The 19,994-nt window shown below is 72.2% G+C and carries 19 protein-coding genes; 9 read left to right on the forward strand and 10 right to left on the reverse strand.

The annotated features are described in order from the left end of the window. Both NQZ70_RS50595 and NQZ70_RS50600 read right to left on the reverse strand, forming a co-directional pair. Window positions 1-1,194: a hypothetical protein gene (locus tag NQZ70_RS50595; RefSeq protein WP_129580621.1), complete on the reverse strand. Its 1,194-nt coding sequence runs from the start codon at window positions 1,192-1,194 to the stop codon at window positions 1-3. Beyond that, window positions 1,191-2,453: an AAA family ATPase gene (locus NQZ70_RS50600; RefSeq protein ID WP_129580622.1), complete on the reverse strand. Its 1,263-nt coding sequence runs from the start codon at window positions 2,451-2,453 to the stop codon at window positions 1,191-1,193. The genes NQZ70_RS50595 and NQZ70_RS50600 overlap by 4 nt, the downstream gene beginning before the upstream one ends. Before the next feature lie 478 nt (window positions 2,454-2,931). Between NQZ70_RS50600 and NQZ70_RS50605 the strand changes: the two genes are divergently transcribed. From NQZ70_RS50605 to NQZ70_RS50615, 3 genes are all read left to right on the forward strand, one after another. After that, window positions 2,932-4,653 (forward strand): helix-hairpin-helix domain-containing protein, encoded by a 1,722-nt coding sequence (locus NQZ70_RS50605; RefSeq protein WP_129580623.1) that lies wholly within the window; start codon window positions 2,932-2,934, stop codon window positions 4,651-4,653. A 295-nt stretch (window positions 4,654-4,948) separates the two neighbouring features. Beyond that, entirely contained in the window at window positions 4,949-6,346 is a 1,398-nt protein-coding gene (locus NQZ70_RS50610) for a cystathionine beta-synthase (protein WP_129580624.1), read from the forward strand. A 62-nt stretch (window positions 6,347-6,408) separates the two neighbouring features. Continuing rightward, the gene (locus NQZ70_RS50615) at window positions 6,409-7,335 is read left to right on the forward strand and encodes a cyclase family protein (RefSeq protein ID WP_237244806.1); all 927 of its coding nucleotides are present in this window, start codon (window positions 6,409-6,411) and stop codon (window positions 7,333-7,335) included. Window positions 7,336-7,385: 50 nt separating this feature from the next. On the opposite strand, the gene NQZ70_RS50620 is transcribed toward NQZ70_RS50615, so the two are convergent. Further along, a complete protein-coding gene (locus tag NQZ70_RS50620) occupies window positions 7,386-8,237 on the reverse strand; it encodes a hypothetical protein (RefSeq protein WP_129580626.1) in 852 nt (283 codons plus the stop codon). Between the two features lie 520 nt (window positions 8,238-8,757). Here NQZ70_RS50620 and NQZ70_RS50625 point away from each other — a divergent pair. Further along, on the forward strand, window positions 8,758-9,681 hold the full coding sequence (locus tag NQZ70_RS50625; protein WP_129580627.1) for an NAD(P)/FAD-dependent oxidoreductase: 924 nt from the start codon (window positions 8,758-8,760) through the stop codon (window positions 9,679-9,681). A 10-nt stretch (window positions 9,682-9,691) separates the two neighbouring features. On the opposite strand, the gene NQZ70_RS50630 is transcribed toward NQZ70_RS50625, so the two are convergent. The 5 genes from NQZ70_RS50630 to NQZ70_RS50650 all read right to left on the reverse strand — a co-directional run bounded on the left by NQZ70_RS50630 (window position 9,692) and on the right by NQZ70_RS50650 (window position 12,972). After that, a complete protein-coding gene (locus NQZ70_RS50630; RefSeq protein ID WP_129580628.1) occupies window positions 9,692-10,102 on the reverse strand; it encodes a hypothetical protein in 411 nt (136 codons plus the stop codon). A 100-nt stretch (window positions 10,103-10,202) separates the two neighbouring features. Beyond that, complete coding sequence (locus NQZ70_RS50635) at window positions 10,203-10,592, reverse strand: hypothetical protein (RefSeq protein WP_129580629.1); 390 nt, start codon at window positions 10,590-10,592, stop codon at window positions 10,203-10,205. Then, the gene (locus NQZ70_RS50640) at window positions 10,585-11,151 is read right to left on the reverse strand and encodes an RNA polymerase sigma factor (protein WP_129580630.1); all 567 of its coding nucleotides are present in this window, start codon (window positions 11,149-11,151) and stop codon (window positions 10,585-10,587) included. The genes NQZ70_RS50635 and NQZ70_RS50640 overlap by 8 nt, the downstream gene beginning before the upstream one ends. A gap of 29 nt (window positions 11,152-11,180) precedes the next feature. After that, on the reverse strand, window positions 11,181-12,314 hold the full coding sequence (locus NQZ70_RS50645; RefSeq protein WP_129580631.1) for a Spy/CpxP family protein refolding chaperone: 1,134 nt from the start codon (window positions 12,312-12,314) through the stop codon (window positions 11,181-11,183). Window positions 12,315-12,480: 166 nt separating this feature from the next. Beyond that, the gene (locus NQZ70_RS50650) at window positions 12,481-12,972 is read right to left on the reverse strand and encodes a GreA/GreB family elongation factor (RefSeq protein WP_129580632.1); all 492 of its coding nucleotides are present in this window, start codon (window positions 12,970-12,972) and stop codon (window positions 12,481-12,483) included. A 1,010-nt stretch (window positions 12,973-13,982) separates the two neighbouring features. On the opposite strand from NQZ70_RS50650, the gene NQZ70_RS50655 reads away from it, so the two are divergent. Genes NQZ70_RS50655 through NQZ70_RS50675 form a run of 5 tightly spaced genes read left to right on the forward strand, consistent with a single transcriptional unit; the run spans window position 13,983 to window position 18,056 of the window. Beyond that, on the forward strand, window positions 13,983-14,588 hold the full coding sequence (locus NQZ70_RS50655) for a response regulator (protein ID WP_129580634.1): 606 nt from the start codon (window positions 13,983-13,985) through the stop codon (window positions 14,586-14,588). Window positions 14,589-14,643: 55 nt separating this feature from the next. Continuing rightward, window positions 14,644-15,384, forward strand: a complete 741-nt coding sequence (locus NQZ70_RS50660; RefSeq protein WP_129580635.1) for a HAMP domain-containing sensor histidine kinase — start codon at window positions 14,644-14,646, stop codon at window positions 15,382-15,384. 25 nt (window positions 15,385-15,409) lie between these two features. Continuing rightward, on the forward strand, window positions 15,410-16,927 hold the full coding sequence (locus tag NQZ70_RS50665; protein ID WP_129580636.1) for a sensor histidine kinase: 1,518 nt from the start codon (window positions 15,410-15,412) through the stop codon (window positions 16,925-16,927). Between the two features lie 21 nt (window positions 16,928-16,948). After that, complete coding sequence (locus NQZ70_RS50670; RefSeq protein WP_129580637.1) at window positions 16,949-17,683, forward strand: response regulator; 735 nt, start codon at window positions 16,949-16,951, stop codon at window positions 17,681-17,683. A gap of 16 nt (window positions 17,684-17,699) precedes the next feature. Next, on the forward strand, window positions 17,700-18,056 hold the full coding sequence (locus NQZ70_RS50675) for a response regulator (protein WP_129580638.1): 357 nt from the start codon (window positions 17,700-17,702) through the stop codon (window positions 18,054-18,056). A gap of 17 nt (window positions 18,057-18,073) precedes the next feature. On the opposite strand, the gene NQZ70_RS50680 is transcribed toward NQZ70_RS50675, so the two are convergent. Together NQZ70_RS50680 and NQZ70_RS50685 are read right to left on the reverse strand one after the other, a co-directional pair. Further along, window positions 18,074-18,556, reverse strand: a complete 483-nt coding sequence (locus NQZ70_RS50680; RefSeq protein ID WP_129580639.1) for a hypothetical protein — start codon at window positions 18,554-18,556, stop codon at window positions 18,074-18,076. 217 nt (window positions 18,557-18,773) lie between these two features. Then, a complete protein-coding gene (locus NQZ70_RS50685) occupies window positions 18,774-19,628 on the reverse strand; it encodes an aspartyl/asparaginyl beta-hydroxylase domain-containing protein (protein WP_129580640.1) in 855 nt (284 codons plus the stop codon). Window positions 19,629-19,994: the final 366 nt, after the last annotated feature.

The following is a 19,994-nucleotide window of genomic DNA, read 5'->3' on the forward strand; positions in this document are numbered from 1 at the left end:
TCAGAGCACGCTCCAAAGGCTCTCCACGAGGCGTTTGCGCCATGCTTGCGCGGCGGGATCGCCATCGAAGACGCGATGGAACCAGACGTCGTCGATCTTCGAGTCCGAGTCCTCGCGGAAAAGGGTCGCGATGGCCGTCCCAAAGCCACGGTTCAGGCGGTTGCGGAACGCCTCGTTCCGCATCCCCTGGAAGACCGCGGGCAGCTCCGTTTCCTTCAGCCAGCGCACGGCCGGCCGCGCGATGCCCCGGTGGCTCGTCGGCGGGTTGCGAGGGAGGAGCTGGCGGGGCTGTCGCTTGGGCTTGTACTGCGCTTTCCTGCGCTGGCTCAGCTCATCGCGGACCTCCTGGGCGACGTCCTTCTCGAAACCCACCTTCATGTTGAAGCACGCGCGCCGCACCGATCCGAAGTCGGACGACTTGAACGCCTCTACCTGCTGGCGGCGCCTCGTCCTGTCGCTCGCCTTCCCTCCTTCCGCCCACGCATCGAGCGCCTCGAAAGGCAGGTAGTTCTCGATGGTGCGCCGGCCGAGCTGGTGCCCCGGAAAGGGCCAGGGCCTCTGCATGGACGCCACGTGGCCGCGGAGCTTCTCCGACGTCGTCGACGGCTGGCGCGGATCGCTGGAGTGTGCGTCCCGATCGAACATGGCCCAGCTCCGGAGGCGGCGGATCCAGCTTGTTGTTCCCTCGGGCTCCTTGAGCCTCTCCAGGAAGGCTGCGAGCTCTCCCGTGCCGCCGCCGAGCGGGATTTCGACGAGCCCTTCGGCGATGTACCGGTCCAGCTCCGCGCGATCGCGCCGCTCCAGGATGCGACGGAGAAACTCCAGATCATTACGTCCGTTCTCCAGCGCGAGCCACAGCGGCGTGTACATGGCGCGGAGCGCATCCTCGGGGGTGAGCACGCCGGCCTCCCACCGGCTCTCCGCGATGGGCTCCACGCGGAGCTTGGCGGCGTGCGCTGTCATGGTCGCGGCCTTGTCAAGGCTCCTCTCGAGTTCGTTCTGCACCGCCTCCTGGACCTCGGGGGAGAGGGCGTCAAGCCACACGCGCACCGGGTGGGCCTCGTCCTCGGCGTCCCACATCGGGTCGGTCAGCAGCACGTGCTCCCGGGGGCTCGCCGCGAACACGAACTGGAGGCAGAGCACGATGGCGGGCAAGCCCTGCTGGAACAGGCGTTGATCGACGGTGACGATCATCGCGTCGGAGGCTCCTCCTTCGGGGCCTCGTACACCGGACCGCGGAGGTGCGCCCTGCTCAGCTCCTGGAGGAGGCGGCGCTCGTCCGTGAAGGCCGAGCGCAGGGTGCTGCTCGTGGGGAGCCCGTTCGTGTCGAACTCCACCGGCTCGGCGCGGCTCACGCCGGTCTCATCCTGATCGACCCAGTAGAGGATCACCCGCGCTGGGTCCAAACCCTCCTTGAGGATGGCGCGCTGTACGCCGAGAAGCAGCGGGCGCGCGTGGGTCTCCAGCAGGATGACCGGGGGCTCGGCCGCCATCGCGATGGTGGCGAAGTGCCGCGCGAGCCGGATCTGCAGGTCGTCGTGCAGGTGCGTCGTCGGCTCCTCGAGCGCGAACATCCGCGTGCCGTCGGGGCGCGCCTCGCTCCGGCGCTGCGCGAGCGCGACCAGGATCGGGAGCACCTGGGTCATGCCCTCGCCGGTGGAGGCAAAGGGGATGGAGAGCGTCGGCGCCGCACGGGGAGGGAGGAGCCAGCGCCAGCTGTTATCTCCCGTGCGCTCCCTTCGAAGATCGCGGTCGACCTCGGCGCGGAGCCACTCCTCGACCTCCGTCTGCGCCGCGCGGTCGTAGAGCAGGATCTCCTGCGCCTCGCTCCCGTTGGCCGAAAGATCGGGCTGAACACCCCGCGTTTCGACGGTCTTCGGCGAGGGGGCTCGCACGGCGGACAGGTACTGGACGTGCCCGCGGAGCTCCAGCAACCGCGCGCGCAGGTCCGACACGGCGGTGGGGAGGGCGGGGCCTTCGAGCGGGACGAGCCCGCCGAACGAGAGCGCCGGGATGTGCGTGGCGCCCTCGGGGGGGGTTGCTTCCAGGACCGTGGGTTCGGCGTAGTGGGCCAGCGCGCCGCCGCTCTTGACCAGAAGCTGCTCGACCCTGACCCAATTCACGCCACCTGACTCGTGATGTCCAATCCGCCAGGTCGCCTCGACGTTGTCGTCCCAACCGAGCGTGAGCTCCAGGAAAGACTTACCCTCGTCCCGCGCCCGCGCATTGAGGACATCCACGAAGAACGCGTTTCCTCCCGCAGCGCCGCCGAGCTCGAACGGGCTCTTGCTGCCCTCCTTGACGGAGTCGTGGAGGATGCCAGCAAGCCGGACGACCGAGCTCTTGCCCGCGTTGTTCTTCCCATAGATGAGCGTCAGGGGGCGGAGGTCGAGGTCGAGCCCGCGCTCGAAGGCGCGGTAATTCTCGACGGAGATGCGGCGCAGGTGGGGCATGAACGCTCTCCTCTAGGAGCATAGTGCGCCCGCTCCCCGGTGGAAAGTTCGTCGCCGGTGCGCCGGTCCGGCGCCGCGGGAGACATCGAGCGAGCGGCACAGGAATCGGCAGACCTTTCGCCGGTGTCAAGCTCGGGTGGGGGCGTCGGGACGAGCGTCCTGCTCCCGTGGGCGCACGGCCTTTGCCCACCGGCTCCCCTGTCGGCCGTCCGCGACGCGCACCTCTGCCAGGGGGCCGCCGTCTGGCGCGCGATGCTGGTCGGCGGCGAGGCTGCGCCGGATCGAGCTGGGCTGAAGGCGGCGCGCGCGCTGGAGCACTTCCAGACCCAGCGCTCCGCCCAGCCAGGAGCTGAGCCGCGCGGGCGGCGCGGCGCTCTCCGAGACGCGCCCTCCGCAGCGTCCATGTGGCAAACTGCCTCGTTGCAAAAAGCCACACAGTCTCTCTTTCGTTCCGCGGGTGCTATCATCGCGCCCATCCATGCTCGACAAGCTCGACGTCGCCCGGGCCCTCCGCGAGACGGCCATGCTCCTCCAGATCAAGGGAGAGAACCCCTACCGCGCGCGCGCCTACGAGGCCGGCGCCGAGGCCCTGGAGGAGCTCACGGACGACCTCGGCGAGCTCGTCCAGGACAAGCGCCTGACCGAGCTCAGGGGCATCGGCGCGGCGCTCGCCGCCCAGATCGCCGAGCTCTACAAGACCGGGCGCTCCGAGCAGCTCGAGAAGCTCCGCGCCGAGCTGCCCCCCGGCGTCCTCGAGCTCTCCCAGGTGCCGGGGATGAGCCTCAAGCGGATCAAGGCGCTCCACGACGCGCTCGGCGTCGGCAGCGTCGAGGAGCTCAAGAGGGCCTGTCTCACCGGGAAGGTCCGCGCCGTGAAGGGCTTCGGCGCGAAGACCGAGGCGAGCCTGCTCGAGGGGATCTACCGCTACGAGACGCGCGACGAGCGCGTCCTCCTCGTGGACGCCCTCGAGCTCGCCGAGCCGCTCCTCGCCCACGTGCGCGGGTGCGCGGCCGCCGAGCAGGCCGACCTCGCCGGGGCGATCCGGCGCTGGGAAGAGACGGTCGCCGACGTCGACGTCGTGGCCGCGACCGACGACGCCGCGCAGGTGGTCGACTGGTTCGCCCGGTTCCCGCGCGTCGCCGAGGTCGAGGCGCGCGACGACGCGCGGTGCAAGGTGACGTTCTCGGGCGGCCTCCGGGGCGAGCTCCTCTGCGTGCCGCCCCGGTACTACGCCGCCGCGCTCCACCACAGGACCGGAGCGCCCGCGTACCTCTCGGCGCTCGGCGCGCTCGCGCGCGAGCTCGGGCTCACCCTCGACGAGCGAGGCCTCCTCCGGGGCAACAAACGCCTCTCCGCCAAGACGGAGGAAGAGCTCTACCGGCACCTCGGCCTCCCGTACATCGCGCCCGAGCTCCGCGAGGGCGCCGAGGACATCGTGTCCGCCGCGACCCGCGACGGCCGCGACGACGCGCTCGTCGAGGAGGGGGACATCCAGGGGATGGTGCACTGCCACACGGTGTACTCCGACGGCAAGAACACGATCGAGGAGATGGCCCTGGAGGCCGAGGCGATGGGGATGAAATACCTCACCATCACCGATCACTCGCCCGCCGCCCACTACGCGGGCGGCGTCGGCCTCGACCGGCTCAAGCAGCAATGGGACGAGATCGCCCGCGTGCAGGAGCGCGTGCGCGTGAAGCTCCTCCGGGGCACGGAGTCCGATATCCTCGAGTCGGGCAAGCTCGATTATCCGGACGCGATCCTCGAGCAGCTCGACGTGATCATCGCGAGCATCCACTCGCGCATGAAGATGGACGCGGACCAGATGACGCGCAGGCTGGTGAGCGCGATGAAGCAGCCGGTCTTCAAGATCTGGGGGCACGCGCTCGGCCGGCTCATCCAGCGGCGCGAGCCGTTCGCGTGCCACGTCGAGGAGGTGCTCGACGCCGTGGCCGAGTCGAGGGCCGCCGTCGAGGTGAACGGAGACCCGTATCGCCTCGACATGGAGCCCCGGTGGATCAAGGAGGCGCGCAAGCGCGGTATCCGCTTCGTGATCTCGACGGACGCCCACTCGACGAACGCGCTCCACAACCTGCGCTTCGGCGTGGGGACCGCGCGGCGCGGCGGCCTCCGCCGGGGCGAGGTGCTGAACGCGCTCGGCCCGGCCGCGTTCAAGAAGGCCGTGCGGCCCGCCGCCTGACGCGCGCGGCCCGGGCGATGTCGGGCCCGCGCGCGACCCCCCATGCCGATGCCGCGGCTGACGCCCGGGACGAGCGCCGCGATCCCCGGCAGCGGTCGATCGATGAGAAGCACTCTTTCCTTTGTGGCGCGCCGGTCGCGCGCTCCGCCGCGCGACCGGCGCGCCACAAAGGATAATCCATCATAACGGACCTTTGTCCGTTTTCCAAGCCTGCCCGCGTTGACGCGCGCGTCATCACCACCTGCGCGCCGAGCACCTCGACAGACGGTGCGCGCCGTGTGACCGTTGAGCGGTGATGACGCCGATGCCGATCCCTCCGCCCGCCGAGAACATCGTCTCTCTCATCGGCCGCACCCCGATGATCCAGGTCACTCAGCTCGACACCGGCCCGTGCGAGCTCTTTCTCAAGCTGGAGAGCCAGAACCCCGGCGGCAGCATCAAGGATCGCATCGGCCTGTCGATGATCGAGGCGGCCGAGCGCGCCGGGCAGCTCGGCGGCGATCGGCGGCACGTCGTCGAGGCGACGGCGGGCAACACGGGTCTCGGCCTCGCGCTCGTGGCGGCGCGGAAGGGCTACCGGCTGACGCTCGTCATCCCCGACAAGATGAGCCAGGAGAAGGTCTTTCACCTGAAGGCGCTCGGCGCGCAGGTGGTGATGACGCGCTCCGACGTCGAGAAGGGCCACCCGAGCTACTACCAGGATCTCGCGGCCCGCATCGCGCGCGAAGAGGGCGCGTTCTACGTGAACCAGTTCGAGAACCCCGCCAACGCGCTCGCGCACGAGACCGGGACCGGCCCGGAGATCGACGCGCAGCTCGATCGCAGGATCGACGCGATGGTGTGCGGCGTCGGCTCCGGCGGCACCATGACCGGGCTCTCGCGCTACTTCGCGGCGGCGCAGCCGCGCTGCGAGATGGTGCTCGCCGACCCGGAGGGCTCGGTGCTCGCGGGCTACGTCAAGACCGGCAACCTCGGCAAGGCGGGCTCCTGGCTCGTCGAGGGCATCGGCGAGGACTTCCTCCCCCCGATCCTCGACCTCTCCCGGGTCAAGCACGCGTACACCATCTCCGACCGAGAGAGCCTGGAGACGGCCCGGCTGCTCCTCTCCAAGACGGGCATCCTCGCCGGCTCGTCGTCGGGGACGCTCCTCGCGGCGGCGCTGCGCTACTGCCGCGAGCAGTCGTCGCCGAGGCGCGTCTGCACGCTCGTGTGCGACAGCGGCAACAAGTACCTGTCGAAGATGTACAACGATTTCTGGATGGCCGATCAGGGCTTCACGGACCGCGAACCGACAGGCGATCTGCGCGACGTGATCACGCGCCGCCACGCCGACAGGGCCGTGGTCACGGTGCAGCGGACGGACGCGCTCCTGGTCGCCTATGCGCGGATGAAGCTCTACGACGTGTCGCAGCTCCCGGTCCTGGAGGACGGCAAGATCGTCGGCCTCGTGGACGAGTCGGACCTCCTCCTCGCGGCCGTCGACGACGTGTCGCGCTTCCGGCAGCCGGTGGAGACGGCGATGACGACGCGGCTCCGGACGGTCGACGTGCGGACGCCGATTCGAGATCTCCTGCCGATGTTCGACGCGGGGCTCGTGCCGATCGTGACCGACGGCGACGAGTTCGTCGGGCTCGTCACCCGCATCGATCTGCTCAACCACCTGCGACGCCGGGTGAAGCTGCACGAGGTCTGAGCCGGGCGCGGGCCCGCCCGCGCGCCTTGTGGCGGGGGCTGGCTCGTGGTGACATGCGCGCCATGCACAAGGCGCACGGAACGGGCGTGGTCGGCTTCCTTCAAGCGGGTGCCAGGGGGGCGGCGGCGTACGCGCTGGGCCCTGCGGCGCTCGCCCTCTCGGCGTGCGCGTCGGCCGCGGGGTCGCCGCCCGCCGCGGCGCCGCCGCCCGCGGCGCACGAGGGCGGGGCGGCGCCGTCGCCCGCGTCGCAGGCCGCGCCCGCGGTCCTCGACGTCGCCACGGCGCGGGTGGTCGACCTGACGCACCCGATCACGCCGCAGATGCCGCTGTTCCCCGGCAACAAGCCCTATGCGTCGGAGACGCTCAGCACCGTCGAGAAGGACGCGTATTACTCGAGCCGGTTCGCGATGGACGAGCACGCGGGCACGCACGTGGACGCGCCGGCGCACTTCAAGGCCGGGGCGCCGACCGTCGAGCAGATCGCGCCGGAGCAGCTCGTGGGGCCGGCGGCGGTGGTGGACGTGACGGCGAAGGTCGCGGCGAGCCCCGACCATCAGGTCACCGTGGACGATCTCCGGGGCTGGGAGGCGCGGCACGGGGCGCTCGGCGCGAAGCACATCGTGCTGATCCGGACCGGGTGGGGCGCGCGCTGGTCCGATCCGGTGAAGTACCTGAACCAGGACGCGAAGGGCGTGATGCACTTTCCCGGGGTCTCCGTGGACGCGAGCCGCTATCTGCGCGAGCGGGGAGTGCGGTGCGTGGGCATCGACACGCTGTCGACCGATCCGGGGCCGAGCCAGACGTTCGAGCAGCACAAGGCGTTCCTCGGCGCGGGCGGCTACCACATCGAGAACCTGGCCAACCTGGAGCAGCTCCCCGAGGCCGGCGCGGTCGTGGTGGTCGCGCCGCTGCCGCTCGCGAGCGGCAGCGGCGCGCCGGCCCGGGTGCTGGCGCTGGTGCCGCCGGGGGCCGGCGGCCAGGGCAAGTAGGCCGCGATCGACGGTCCGAGCCGCGCTGTCGACGGCGGCCTCGAGGTGCTCTAAGGAAGGAAGACGGTGATCACCCGCGTGGTCGATTCCGGGCTTCCGGTGAGGTGGTTGACGCAGCTCGGGTAGTACATCCCGCGCGTGTTGAGCTGCTGGCAGTAGCTGTCGCACGTCCCCCGGATGTTGATCATCCCGCATGGCTGCGCGGCGCCGCTGGCGTCGAGGTGGCCGGCGGCGCACTCTCGGGCCAGCGACCGCGAGTGGTCGCGGTTGGCCGCGTTGTAGCAAGCGTTCAGGTAAGGAGCGGGGGCGAAGAGATTGCCCCAGAACGCGCCTTCCATGCGCGTGTAGCTCGCGAGCTCGGGGGTGTCGGTCTTGTCGATGGCCCAATGGCCGGCTCGTGAGGAGATCGTCACCGAGACGCCGTACCAGTTCGTCCGCGACGCGAGGCACGCCGAGATCCACTGCTGGTCGGTCTGGCCGAGCGGCTTGTCGATCCAGCTCGGCACGAGGCCGATGAGCCCCCAGTACACCTCATGACGGACCGTGCCCGTGCCGTCGGTCCACGAGAAGCTGAACGACTGCGCGGGGGTGAGCGCACAGCCGACCACATAGCTGAGGAGCTGGCGCGACAGGTCGCCCGCCGCGCCCGGATCCTGGATCGCGCGCAGGGCCGCTGGGCTGAGCGCGCCGGGGCTGAGGGCGTTGAAGCTCAACGCGTTGGGGCTGAGCGCGTTCGGATTGAGCGCGTTTGGGTTGAGCGCGTTTGGATTGAGCGCATTGAGATACTCAAGCGCATTAGGGGCAATTCCTACGAGCCCCTCCTCCTCCTCCTGGTCCGTGACGCAGGACACAAGAAACACGAGCGCCAGCGCTGCGAAATCAGCGGTGCTGATCCGGTACATCGTCGTCCCCCCCGGGTTCGTCCCTTCGCGGTCTCGTCGAAGGTCGAATTCTTTCTACCGGTGAATCGCCATCGGTGTCCAGTGCTCAATAGAGCATCTGTGTAAAATTGTTGAATCGATGATTGTGACTCTGCTCTGTCCGGAGCGTGGAGGGCGAGCGCGAGGCCGTGTGTCGTGCCGAGCGCCGCCGCTCATCGCGCCTCGCATCGAATCGAACGAAGCGAGCGAAGAGCGATTGATGATCGAAATCTCACAATGAATGAAGGCCTGACAGAACGAGGGCGAGCGGCCTGTGTGCCGCTGCCTCGCGCTGTGCGACGGCGTGCGCGCATGGCCGGGTCGGCAGCGGCGCGTGATGGCAAGATTCCGACGGGAGGGCGGGAAGGGGAAAGATGAGGCGCGGCGATCGGTCGCGAGGGCGCGCGCCGGGCGCCTCGAGCCCAGCTCACCTCGTGCGGCTCGCGGGCGCGGCGAGCGCGACGGGGCCTCGGCGCGCTCGTTGCGAGCCGGCCGCCGGGCCATGTCGACGAGCAGCGAGGAGACCCAGGGATACGACGTGATCATCGTCGGCGGAGGGCCGGCCGGGCTCAGCGCGGCGCTCATCCTGGGCCGGTGCCGGAGGCGCGTCCTCGTGTGCGACTCGGGGCGGTACCGCAACGACGCAGCGCTCGCGATGCACGGCTTCCTGTCGCGCGACGGCACCGCGCCGTCCGAGCTCAGGCGGCTGGGGCGCGAGCAGCTCGAGCCCTACGGCGTCGAGATCCGGGACGTGGCCGTCGCCGACGTCCGCCGCGACGCGAGGCGGTTCGAGGTGACGCTGGAGGGCGGCGAGCGCCTGCGCTGCCGCAAGCTGCTGCTCGCCACGGGGCTCGTCGACCGGCTGCCGGATCTCCCGGGCCTTCCCGCCATGTACGGAAAGAGCGTGCACCACTGCCCCTACTGCGATGGCTGGGAAGCGCGCGATCGACCGATCGGCGTCTATGGACAGGGCTGTACGGGGGTCTCGCTGGCCCTGAAGATGAAGACGTGGAGCGATGATGTGATCCTGTTCACGGATGGTCCAGCGTCGCTGTCCAGGTCCGACGCGACACGGCTCGCGCGGCACGGGATCGGCGTGCGCGAGGAGCGGATCGCCCGGCTCGAGGGCGGGGACGGGATGCTCGAGCGCATCGTGCTCGAGGACGGAAGCGCCGTGGAGCGGCGCTCCCTCTTCCTGAAGACGAAGCAGGAGCAGGGGGCGGATCTGGCCGCGAAGCTCCGCTGCAAGGTCACCGAGGAGCGCGGCGTGGAGACGGCGGCCAAGCACGAGGAGACGACCCGCGAAGGCGTCTTCGTCGCCGGGGACGCGTCCAGGGACGTGCTGCTCGCCGTCGTGGCCGCCGCCGAGGGCGCCGACGCGGCGTTCGGGGTCAACTGCGCCCTGCAGGAGGAGGACCTCCTCTGAGCGGCTGGCGTCAGTCGTCGCGGCCGCCCGGGCCGCGGCCGCGGCCGGGGTGCCCCGGCCCGCGCGGCGGCGGGCCGGGACGCCGCCGCCGCTCCGCATCGAGCTCCTCGTACCGCGTGAGCTGATCGGGCGTGAGCACGCTCTTCACGCGGGCGTCGGTGCGGTCGCGGAGGGCGTCGAGCGCGGGGCGGCACTCGGAGAGGAGCCGGTCCCGCTCGGCCTCGGCGTCGGCCAGGGTGGCGCGGAGCTCGCGCACCTGGCGATCCGTGAGGTCGAGGTGGCGGCGCATCGCCCGGAGACGGAACTGGGCGCGCGCCTCGGCCGGAGGGCCCCGGAGCGTGGCCTCGAGGTCGCGCAGGGCCATGCTGCGGCCGAGCGCCGCGCCGGCGACGCCGCCGAAGAGGAAGACGGCGGCGAGCACGGCCAGGGGCTTCCAGCGCGCAGGGGCTGCGGGCGGGGGCGCGGGAGGCGGGGGCGCGGGGGGAGGGGCGCGGGGGGAGGGGGCGCGGAGGAGGAAGGAGTCATTCGATCGCCTCGATGGCGTCCACGGAGGCCATGATCGCGCTGTCGACGTCGCGCTGCGTCTGCAGGAAGAAGAGGACGCTCGCGGCCGCCGCGAGGGCGGTGACGGCGATGGCGGCGCGACCGGAGCGGACGATGCCGTCGGCCATCGCGGGCCGCGCGGGCCGGGGCGCGGCCGTGGCGGCGCGGAGGACGGCCTCGGTGAAGGCGGCGTCCGGCGCGAGATCGGCGGTGGCGGCCGCGATGCGGGCCAGCGGGTCGTCGGCCGCCGCGGCGGCGCGCAGCACGGCCTCGGTGAAGCGGTCGTCGGCGTCGAGGCGCGCGGTCGCGGCCGCGAGGCGCGCGAGCTCCCGATCGAGCTCGGTCCGGTCGTCGTCGCGGTCAGGCATGCGGCGCCTCCTCCTCGGCCCGTCGCGCGCGGAGCGCCGCGCGGGCACGCACCAAACGTTGCTCGACGGCGCCCTCGGAGCAACCGAGCGCGGCCGCCGCCTCCTTCGCGGGCAGCCCCTCGACGGCGACGAGGACGAGCGCGGCGCGCTCCTGCGGCGGCAGCGCGGCGAGCAGGGCGTCGAGCTCGCGCAGCGCGACGCGCGCCTCGGCGGACACGAGGCCGTCGAAGCGCGGCTCGGTCGGCGCCTCGCGCGGGGTGTCGCGGCGGCGCCGGAGGGCGTCGAGGCAGGCGTTCGTCACGATGCGGTACAGCCAGGTCTCCACCTTCGATCTCCCGTCGTAGCGCCCTTCGCGCAGGGCGCGGTAGGCGTCGACGAACGCCTCCTGCAGGGCGTCCTCGGCCTCGGCGAGGTCGCCGACGAGGCGCGCGGCGAGGCGGTACATCGGCGCGCGCGTGTGCTCGACGATCTGCCGGAAGGCCGCGTCGTCGCCCCCGGCGACGCGCGCTGCGACGAGCCTCAGGTCGACGATCACGTGCCCCCGCGATTCTGCGCCCATCGCTCCGCGCGCGCCATCGGGACGAGCGCTCAGCGGCGCTCGAGGCCGCGCTCGCCGCGGAAGGGGCCGCGCTCGCCGCGGAAGGGGCCGCGCTCGGGCCTGCCCGCGGCCGGGCCCTGCTCGAGGCGGTCGGCGAGCGCGTTGCGCTGCGCCTCGTCGAGGACCGGGGCGATCGCGGCCAGCGCGTCGACCATGCGGTCGAGGTGCGCCCGCGGGCCCACCTTCGCGTCCGCGGCGGGCAGGAGCGCGCTCGCGTCGAAGCGGTCGGCGGCGAACGCCTCGAGCCGCGCGCGCATCTCGGCGCGCTTCGCCTCGTGATCCGCAGGCCGCGCGCTCCTGTCGGCGTCGCTCGGCCGCATGCCCTCGAGGACCTTCTCGATCTGCGCGCGCTGGTCGTCGCGCAGGTCGAGCCCACCGAGGAGGTGGCCCAGCGGACCGCCCTTCATGCCCGGACCGCCCTTCATGCCCGGACCGCCCTTCATGCCCGGGCCGCCCTTCATGCCCGGACCGCCCTTCATGCCCGGGCCGCCCTTCATTCCCGGGCCGCCCATCGCGCCGCGCTCGCCGTCCGGGCCGCGGTGGTGTCGGCCGCCCCGCTCGCCACGCGGGCCGCGCGGGCCCATCGCGCCGCGCTCGTCCATCTTCGCGGCGATCGCGTCGACGAGCTGCCGGCGCTGCTCCTTCGTGAGCGTGGCGTGCAGCGTGCTCAGCGCCCCCGCGACGCGCGCGCGGCGCTCCTCGTCCGCGCGGCCGGCGTCGGGCAGCTTCGCCTCGATCGCCGCCCGATCGATCTTGCCCGCGCGCACGCCCTCGGCGAGCGCCGCGAACGCGGCCCCGTCCCTCGGGCGCGCCGTCGCGCCGTCGCGCAGGCCCTCGAGGGCGCCCTCGATCGTCGCCTTCTGCGCGTCCGACAGGTCGAGCTCGTGGAGCGCGGCGCGCAGGAGGCGCTCCGGGCCGCCGCGGTGCCCGCCGAAGCCCTTCCGAGGGCCGGCGGCCTCGCCGGGGCGGCCCCTCGACGGCCCCCGGGCGAGCGCCGCCTCGGCGGCCTCCTCGCTCGGCGACGTGTCGCTCTGGCCCGTCTCCGCGGTGCAACCGGCCCCACCGACGAGCGCGCCGACGAGCGGCAAGATCCCACCAAGCCTCCACCAACGAGACTGCATCATGGACTCTTCTCCTGGGTCGCCCGCATCGTGCCGAGCGGGTCGTTCGTCCGTGGGACGCCGCCGGGCAGGGGCTCCCTACGGAGGTCCGCTTTTTTTGGAGGCGGGCCCGGCAGCGAGCCCGGCGGCCGGCGGGGCGCCCGCCGCCGCGGGGCCGCGCGGCCTGGCCTCACCGCACGCTGGTGATCAGGTAGAAGCGCGTCCCTTGCGGCGTGGAGACCTCGGCCTCGTCGCCCTCCGACAGGCCCAGCAGCGACGCGCCGAGCGGGCTCGTCGTGGCCAGGGTCTGCACCTCGACCCCCCCGAACTGCATGCGCTCGCCGCCGGCGGCCGGCAGCAGGAAATAGAGCGCGCGCCGCTTCCCGCTCTCCAGCTCGACCAGCGCCGAGCTCTCGATGCGGGCGTTGGGGCCGAAGTCGCGCGCCGCGCAGGCGCCGAGCTTCGCGAGCGCCTGCTCGATCTGGTGCACGCGCTCGCTGTGGCCCCGCGCCACGTACGACGCCTCGGTGGCGCGCATGTCCTTGTCGCCCTCGGCGCGGTTCTCCTCATGGGTCGCCGCGCTCGCGGCGTCGCGCGCCCGCTCGGTCGAGCGCTCGAGCTCGCGGGCGAGCTGATCCTTGAGGGCCGCGAGCAACGCGCGCTTGTCGATGGCCGGAGGCATGGACGGCCGACACCCTACCAGACCGGATCGCGGCGGTCACTCCGCTGTCAGCCAGGAGCGCTGCTCGGGACGGCGGGGGCTGGCGCGCGCCGCAGAGGATCGAACCGCCAAGGACGCCAGGGACGCCAAATTGCTGGAATTTCTTGGCGTCCTTGGCGCCTTGGCGGTCCCCAAAGTCCCGCGCTTTCGGCCAGAGTACCGCACTGCCCGTGATCTGCCCGGACCTCCGCTCGCCGAGCAGCCGCACGACGACGAGCAGGGCGAGATAGACGATCGCGGTCCGGAACAGGACCTCCAGCTCGGTGAGCGCGATGTCGCCGGTGTCGGCGACCGACCCGGCGAGCGGGATATCGACGCCGATGTGAGCGTAGAAGTAACGCCCGCGCTCGGTGTTCCCGTCGCGCCCGAGCTGGGCGAGCACCTCGCGCCTCGGGCCGATCGTCCCGGAGGATCCGCGCCCGAAGGCCGCCGAACGCGACGGACGGCGACCGAGGACAGCCGAGCCGAGTCGAGGCGCTCCTTTCGGAACTGCAACGTAGGCCTGTTTCGCGGAGCAGAGTTGAAATCGCGCGCTCCTTGCAGATGTGCAATTCATGAGCGCCGCCTACAGACGCGCTTATCGTTCACGTGAATCGAGTGTTTCAAAACGGTGAACGAGCCAGTCGGCAAGAGCCACCAGGAGCGACCAGGAGCGACCAGGAGCAGCCCGGAGCAACCCGCGCGACCGGCGACGAGGCACCCACGCGACGGTGCCCATGCGATGACGATCGCGCATGAGCTCAGGAATTGCTTTACCGAGTAGGGTGGGTAGTGTAGATTCCTAATCTGCCCACGCCGCTGCTCCGAGCTGGAAGGCATCGGCACGAGGGCGCGAGGCCGCGGCGCGGTTTCATCGTGAGACCTCGCCCTGGCGAGCGATCCGAGCGGCATGCGGGACATGACGCGAGGGCTCCCGTGATCGCTCGCCAGGCCGGCGTTCCACCCCCGTATGAGCACACAAGAGGAGTATCGTGAGCCTGAATGCCCAGGAGCGGCTGCGCGTGCTCGTCGTCGACGACGAGCAGAGAATGCTGGACAGCATCGCGGCGATCCTCGCCGATGACGTCGACGTCACGACCTGCGTGTCCGCCCACCGGGCGCTCGAGCTGCTGCACACAGGCCAGTTCCACGTGGTCTGCTCCGATTACAAGATGCCGGGCATGAACGGCGAAGAGCTCCTCAAGCGGGTCGCCAGCCTGCCGCTCTACACGAGCTGCCTGCTGATCACCGGCGCCGAGGAGTACATCCGCTCCAGCGAGGGCGGCCGCCACTACGTCATCCTCAAGCCGTTCGATCCCGCCCGCACCACCCGGATCGTCCTGGAGCTCGCGCGCCTCGCCAGCACGCGGCGGTCGGTCGACGCCCTCGCGGGCTCGCCGTCCACGCCGCGCGAGACCGTCGCGCCCCCCTCGCTGCGGAGCGCGCCGTCGCACAGGTCGCCGGAGACCCGCGACGCGCCGCAGTCCTCGCAGCGCGCCAGGGTGAGCTCGTACCCGCCCCCGTCCTCCCGCACGTCGATCTGCCTCGGCGGGGCGCGGCTCGTGGACGCCGGGCTCCCGGCCCGAACCCTCAAGTGACGGCCCGCCGCGGCGTGCACGGCCCCGAGCGGGCCGGCGGAGCTCGCGCCCCGCGATGATGAGCCGAGATCCGCTCGGCGCGGCGGAGCAGATCGCGACGGCCGAGGAGGTCGTCGCGACGATGCGCCACGACCTGCGCAATTGCTTCGGGACGATCCGCAACGCGGCGTTCTTCCTCAAGCGCAAGATCGCCCGGGAGCAGGCCTTCCAGGGCGATCCGCGGGTGGAGCAGTTCCTCCACGTCATCGACGAGGAGGCGATCGCGGCGAGCGCGCTCGTCGACGGCGTCACCGACGCCAGGCCGCACCTCCGGCGCAGGCCGGTGAGCGCGAGCGCCCTCGAGTGCGTCCGCCTGGCCGCGGCGTGCGCGCGCATCGCCGATCCGGAGGTCCGCGTCGATCTCGACGCGGTGGACGGCGTGGTCGAGCTCGATCCGGCCGAGCTGTCCGTGGCGGTGCGGTGCCTCGTGGAGAACGCGGCGGAGTCGATGCCCGGCGGCGGGGTGGTCACGCTGCGCGGGCGCGTGGTCGGCGCGCGCTACCGCGTCGAGGTCGGCGACACCGGCGCCGGCGTGCCCGAGGCGGAGCGCGAGGCGATCGCGCGCCCGTTCTACACCACAAAGCCCGGCCGCCTCGGCCTCGGGCTCAACATCGCCGGGCGCGTGGCGCGCCGCTACTTCGGGACGCTCACCATCGCCGACGCCGCGCCCCGCGGCACGCGGGCCTGCATCGAGCTGCCCCTCGCGGCCACGCCCGAGCCGCCGCCCGCCGCCGGCCCCGCGGAGCCGCCGCCGTGACGGCGGCCGCGCCGGAGGCGCCGCGATGAGCATCCGCGCGACCCTCGCGCTGATCTTCGCCGTGGCCGCGGCGGTCGTCCTGCTCGCCTCCGGCGCGCTCTACGTGACGTCCGACCGGCTCTCGCTGCTCCAGCGGCGCTCCGAGCTGTCGTACGAGCAGCTCACCCGCCACATCACGCTCGCCAACCACGCCGGCCGCTACATGCGGGAGGCGGCGGAGATCTCCCTCGGCGGCGGCGACACCGAGGAGCTCCGTCACCTGACCGAGGTCGTCGCGCGGGACCTCGCCGCGGTGGAGGCGCTCGAGCGGGCGTGGGTCGAGCACCCGCACCTCCGCGCGGAGCCGGGCGAGGCGCGTGAGGACGACGAGCGCCTGCGAAAGATGCGCGCGAGCCTCGCGAGGATCACCGGGGACGTGGGCGAGGTGTCCCGCATGGCGAGCGGCGGGGAGCGGCTCGCCGCCAACCGGCGGTTCGTGGAGCGCCCCGAGGCGGAGTACGAGCGCGGGTTCGTGCCCCACATCGACGCGGCCATCCGCGACGCGCGGCGCGACGTCGCGCGGAACGCCGCGGCGGCGGGCCGCGCGAGCGCGCGGATCCGGGTCGCCAGCGTCGCCCTGATGACGGCGGCGCTCGTGCTCCTCGTCGTGCTCCTCGGCGGGCTCCTGCGCGCGATGGCGCGGGGGTTCGGCGCGCTCGCCGAGTGCTCGCGGCGCATCGCCGGCGGCGACCTCGACTACCGCGTGCCCGACCTCGGGAAGCACGAGTTCGGGCGCATCGGCGCCGCGCTCCGCCACATGGCCGAGAGCCTGCGCGAGGCCCAGGAGTCGCGGCTGCGCGTCGAGCGGCTCGCCGCCATCGGGCAGCTCGCGGCGAGCGTCGGCCACGAGCTCCGCAACCCGCTCGGCGCCATCCGGAACGCGGCGTACTACCTCAAGAAGCGCCTCGCCGGCACCGAGCTCGGCGCCGACGCGCGCGTCGCCCAGCTCCTCGTCCTCATGGAGAAGGAGCTGCTCTCGTGCGCCCGGATCATCGGCGATCTCCTGGACTTCGCGCGGGAGCGCAGGCTCTGCCGCTCCGCGTGCCCGCTCGCGCCCCTCGTGGACGACGCGATGTCGGTCGTGGAGGCGCCCGCGCACGTGCGCCTCGTGAACCAGGTGCCGGCCGCGCTGCCCGTGCCGAGCCTCGACAAGGACCAGTTCCGTCAGGTGCTCGTCAACCTGATCCAGAACGCGGCCGAGGCGATCCCGGCCGGGCGCGAGGGCCGCGTGGTCGCGTCTGCGCGGGTGTGCGACGGCGCGCTGGTCCTGACGGTGGAGGACGACGGGGCGGGGATCGAGGAGGAGCACCTCGCGAGGATCTTCGAGCCGCTCTTCAGCACGAAGCTGAAGGGGACGGGCCTCGGCCTCGCCATCACCGCCGGCATCGTCCGGATGCACGGCGGCGCGATCGGGGTGGAGAGCGCGCCCGGCGCAGGGACGACGTTCATCATCCGGCTGCCGCTCGCGGCGGCGCCGGAGGTACACTCGGCGCAGCCCGCGTGAGCGGGGAAGGGACAGCCGTCGATGGAAGCGACCAGGCGGGTGCTCGTGGTGGACGACGAAGAGGGGATGCGCGCCACCGTCGCCGCGAACCTCGAGCTCGAAGGGTACGAGGTCGTCGAGGCGCGCGACGGCGCGCACGCCCTCGAGCTCGTGCGGCAGCAGCGCTTCGCGCTCGTGCTGACCGACGTGAAGATGCCCGGCCTCAACGGGGTCGAGACGTTCCGGGAGCTCCGGCGGATCCAGCCGGAGCTCACGGTGGTGCTGATGACCGCGTTCGCGATCGAGCAGCTCATCGAGGAGGGGATCGGCGAGGGGGTGTACGCGGTCATCTACAAGCCGTTCTCGATGGATCACCTCATGCGGATCGTCGCGCGGGCGCTCGGGTCGCGCGGGGTGCTCGTGGTGGACGACCTCCCCGCGGTGGCGGAGTCGATCGTGGCGGGGCTCAACGCGGCGGGGCTGCGGGCCGAGGCCGTGTACGACGGGCACACGGCGATCCAGCGCGCGCGCGACGAGGCGGTCGACGTGTGCGTGCTCGACCTGCTCATGCCCTCCCTCGACGGGGTGAAGACGTACGAGCAGCTCCGGCGGATGAGCAGGCCGATCACGGTGATCGCGATGACCGGCCACGCGGCGCCGGAGCTGATCCACGCGTTCACGAGCCGGGGCGGGTACGCCTGCCTGCACAAGCCGTTCGGCGTGCGCGAGCTGATGCACACGATCGCGCGCGCCAGGAGCGATCCAGGGACATGCTGAGGGCAGAGGGGGCCGCATGCGCGTGACGGTGCTGCTCGTGGACGACGACGCGTCGTCGCGGATGGTGCTCGCGACGCTGCTCGAGGACGAGGGCTTCCAGGTCGACCTGGCCGGCTCGTTCGCCGAGGCCGGCCGCATGCTCGCGGCGGAGGGGGCGGCGTACGATCTCGCGCTGCTCGATCAGAACCTCGGCGACGGCCGCGGCACCGACCTCCTGCCGGCGCTGCGGGCGCGCCTGCCGGCCGCGAAGGCGGTGGTGCTCAGCGGGTGCGGCGAGGACGACCTCAGCGGGGCGCCGGCGCCCGACGCGGTGCTCGCCAAGGGGATCGGCTTCCCGGAGCTGCTCGAGCGGCTCCGGCGGCTCGTCGGCTGACGCCTCGGGCGCCCGGGCTATCGCTCTTCGGGCGCCTGCACGTCGCGGGGGTGGAGCGGGGCGGCCCCGGTCTCGGCGCAATCGCAGACCTGGCAGCCGTTCCGGTCGGTCACGCAGCGGGTGTCGAGGCCCGGGCACAGGGGGCGATACTCGGTCGGGCAGGTGCCCTGCGCGGCCGCCGAGCTCGACACCGTGGTCGCGGGGGACACCGCCGGGCACGGCGAGAAGCCGTGGTTGCACGCGTGGCCGCACCCGAGGGCGCCGCCGGCGGCGAGCGCGGAGAGCGCGGCGAGCAGCACGAGCAGCATGTCGGAGCGGACGGCGCGCGCCGTGACGCAGCGCCGGGCGGGGGCGGGCTTGAGGCGGCCCTCGCCGGGCGGGGCGGCGTCGCGCGGGCCGGCGAGCCGCTCCCGCTCCGCTCGGGCCGGAGGGCGCGCCTCGGCGCCGGTCAGCGAGAGGTCGTCCAACGCGCCTGTCTGTACGTGTTTGATCCTAAGCATGATCCGCCGTCCCCTCGAAGCGCGGAGGCTCCGCGAGCCCGCAACCTTTCATGCTATGGGGGGCCGGCCTCGCTGGCAAGCGCGCGCATTTTTCCGTTCGTGGCACCGCTTCCGCCGCCGGACGCGCGGTGCGATGGCCGACGTGAGCGAACCTGGGAGCACGGCGGGGACGGCTCCGAGCCCAGTCCTCCATCCTCGATCGGCGGAGCTGCGGGCCTCACGCCTGGGCGGGCTGATAGAACGGGTGTCCGGGCACGTTGAGGTTCAGGAAGGTGATCTTCTCGCCGAGCCAGTGATCCCGCCGGGCGGCGTCGCCGCGCTCCTCGTGATAGCGCGCGAGCAGGTCGTAGCTCGACAGGGAGCCCAGGTCGTGATCGTGAAACGCCTTCCGGAACAGGTCCTCTGCGGCGCCCGGGCGCCCTCCGCGCGCCAGCGCGTCGGCGGCGCGGCAGAGCTCCGCGAAGCGCTCCTCCGAGAGACTCGGCTTGTCCCGCAGCGCGTCCGGATGCAGGAACTCCCTGGAGACGAGCGCCTCCAGCGTTCCGTTCATGTAGCAATCGAGGATCAGGTGGATCCGATCCTCGGAGCCGCGGTTGCAGGCGCCATGGCGCGTCTGGTGAGGAGACAGCTTCCAGAGAAACCCGCTCTTCATGTGGACCGAGCGCGAGGGCAGGACGATGACCGCGTCCGGGTTGGTCTTCAGGGGAACGTGGAGCCGCAGCCGGGGAACGCGGCTCAGGTTGTGAGCCCCGTAGTCGGTGTGCTCCCACAGGAACGCGCCGGGATCGAGCCGCAGCAGCCTGACCCACATCAGCTTGAGGCCTGACCCCTCGACGAAGGCGCGGACCCGGGGCAACCGCGGGACGACCTCGGTGGGGACGGGCGTGCCGTCGGCGAGATCGTTCTCCTGCGAGTCTCCGGTCGCGTTGTAGAGCGCGGCCGTCTTCCAACCGCCCGACTGATACCGCGAGTAGTTCTCGGTCCACGGGATGTCGGCGCGCGCGACGTCTTGGAGCATGCCGGCGACGACGTCACGGGGGATCTCTCTGAGCTGGGACGTGTACTTCAGCATGAGGCCTCCATTCGGCGGCGCCCGGCGCAAGGGGGGATGGTGGGCGAGCCGCGTCCATCGACGTCGATGGGCCGCCGCGGCGACCGGGCTTGATCCCGGGCGCCCCCTGATACTACTAAGGTAACTTAGTTGCAAATGAAATGAAGTCTATGTAGAGCGGCACCGGCGATCGCCGTCGCGCTGGCGCTCTCCTCGCCGCGTACGCGCGGGCCGAGGCGCGCGGGGCCCGTCGTGCTCATCGCGCGCTGAGCCCGAAACCGTGGTCACCGGAGCCACCTGCATGCGCCGTGATCACGAGACGCCCGAGCGGTGAGAGATACATGCAAACAAGTTGCATTTGTGTGAGCCCTGTCGTAGATGGCGGTC

Origin of the sequence: Sorangium sp. So ce836 (assembly GCF_028553905.1) — a bacterium.
Taxonomy (GTDB): Bacteria; Myxococcota_A; Polyangia; order Polyangiales; family Polyangiaceae; genus Sorangium; species Sorangium cellulosum_D.

What these genes read in the sequence shown, in the direction of transcription:
- NQZ70_RS50595 (WP_129580621.1), bottom strand. Translation starts at nt 1,194, where the DNA reads ATGATCGTCACCGTCGATCAACGCCTGTTCCAGCAGGGCTTGCCCGCC.
- NQZ70_RS50600 (WP_129580622.1), bottom strand. Translation starts at nt 2,453, where the DNA reads ATGCCCCACCTGCGCCGCATCTCCGTCGAGAATTACCGCGCCTTCGAG.
- NQZ70_RS50605 (WP_129580623.1), top strand. Translation starts at nt 2,932, where the DNA reads ATGCTCGACAAGCTCGACGTCGCCCGGGCCCTCCGCGAGACGGCCATG.
- NQZ70_RS50610 (WP_129580624.1), top strand. Translation starts at nt 4,949, where the DNA reads ATGACGCCGATGCCGATCCCTCCGCCCGCCGAGAACATCGTCTCTCTC.
- NQZ70_RS50615 (WP_237244806.1), top strand. Translation starts at nt 6,409, where the DNA reads ATGCACAAGGCGCACGGAACGGGCGTGGTCGGCTTCCTTCAAGCGGGT.
- NQZ70_RS50620 (WP_129580626.1), bottom strand. Translation starts at nt 8,237, where the DNA reads ATGTACCGGATCAGCACCGCTGATTTCGCAGCGCTGGCGCTCGTGTTT.
- NQZ70_RS50625 (WP_129580627.1), top strand. Translation starts at nt 8,758, where the DNA reads ATGTCGACGAGCAGCGAGGAGACCCAGGGATACGACGTGATCATCGTC.
- NQZ70_RS50635 (WP_129580629.1), bottom strand. Translation starts at nt 10,592, where the DNA reads ATGCCTGACCGCGACGACGACCGGACCGAGCTCGATCGGGAGCTCGCG.
- NQZ70_RS50640 (WP_129580630.1), bottom strand. Translation starts at nt 11,151, where the DNA reads ATGGGCGCAGAATCGCGGGGGCACGTGATCGTCGACCTGAGGCTCGTC.
- NQZ70_RS50645 (WP_129580631.1), bottom strand. Translation starts at nt 12,314, where the DNA reads ATGATGCAGTCTCGTTGGTGGAGGCTTGGTGGGATCTTGCCGCTCGTC.
- NQZ70_RS50650 (WP_129580632.1), bottom strand. Translation starts at nt 12,972, where the DNA reads ATGCCTCCGGCCATCGACAAGCGCGCGTTGCTCGCGGCCCTCAAGGAT.
- NQZ70_RS50660 (WP_129580635.1), top strand. Translation starts at nt 14,644, where the DNA reads ATGATGAGCCGAGATCCGCTCGGCGCGGCGGAGCAGATCGCGACGGCC.
- NQZ70_RS50665 (WP_129580636.1), top strand. Translation starts at nt 15,410, where the DNA reads ATGAGCATCCGCGCGACCCTCGCGCTGATCTTCGCCGTGGCCGCGGCG.
- NQZ70_RS50670 (WP_129580637.1), top strand. Translation starts at nt 16,949, where the DNA reads ATGGAAGCGACCAGGCGGGTGCTCGTGGTGGACGACGAAGAGGGGATG.
- NQZ70_RS50675 (WP_129580638.1), top strand. Translation starts at nt 17,700, where the DNA reads ATGCGCGTGACGGTGCTGCTCGTGGACGACGACGCGTCGTCGCGGATG.
- NQZ70_RS50680 (WP_129580639.1), bottom strand. Translation starts at nt 18,556, where the DNA reads ATGCTTAGGATCAAACACGTACAGACAGGCGCGTTGGACGACCTCTCG.
- NQZ70_RS50685 (WP_129580640.1), bottom strand. Translation starts at nt 19,628, where the DNA reads ATGCTGAAGTACACGTCCCAGCTCAGAGAGATCCCCCGTGACGTCGTC.